This window comes from Phytoactinopolyspora endophytica, from assembly GCF_004138495.1.
In the GTDB taxonomy this organism is placed as follows: Bacteria; Actinomycetota; Actinomycetes; order Jiangellales; family Jiangellaceae; genus Phytoactinopolyspora; species Phytoactinopolyspora endophytica.
This window is the reverse complement of the sequence record NZ_ML142850.1, coordinates 33,434-33,958: the sequence shown is the minus strand read 5'-3', so window position 1 is coordinate 33,958 and position 525 is coordinate 33,434. Positions and strand designations below refer to the sequence as shown.

Sequence of the window (525 nt, the reverse complement as noted above, 5' to 3'; positions counted from 1 at the left end):
GGAAAGTCCGCTTCGCTGGGGTAGTCCCGCTGCTCGGGCTCTTCCTCGGCGTTGAGGTGGTAGAGGTTGCCGAAGAATTCATCGAAGCCGTGTGCGGTGGGGAGGAACTCGTCGAGGTCACCGAAGTGATTCTTGCCGAACTGGCCGGTCGCGTAACCCTCGGCCTTGAGCGCCGTGGCGATCGTCGGGTCCTCGGCCCGCAGGCCGATGTCGGCGCCGGGAAAGCCTACTTTGGTGAGGCCGGTGCGATACGGATTCTGGCCGGTGATGAACGCCGCGCGGCCCGCGGTGCAACTTTGTTCACCGTAGTAGTCGGTGAACCGTACACCCTCCTCGGCGATCCGGTCGATGTTCGGAGTTCGATACCCCATCATGCCCTCGCTATAGCAGCTCAGGTTGCTAATCCCGATGTCATCTCCCCAGATGATCAGGATGTTTGGCTTGTCTGACATATTCGTCTCCTCCTCGTGCCTGTCGTCCCCGCTAGCTCCTTGGGACTCGACGCGGATCAGGGACCACAGCTTG

The 525-nt window shown here is 61.5% G+C and carries 1 pseudogene; it reads right to left on the bottom strand.

Annotation, left to right across the window (positions count from 1 at the left end):
• Window positions 1–395: pseudogene (locus ELR45_RS36675) on the bottom strand (sulfatase-like hydrolase/transferase); the annotation flags it as partial.
• Between the last annotated feature and the right edge of the window lie 130 nt (window positions 396–525).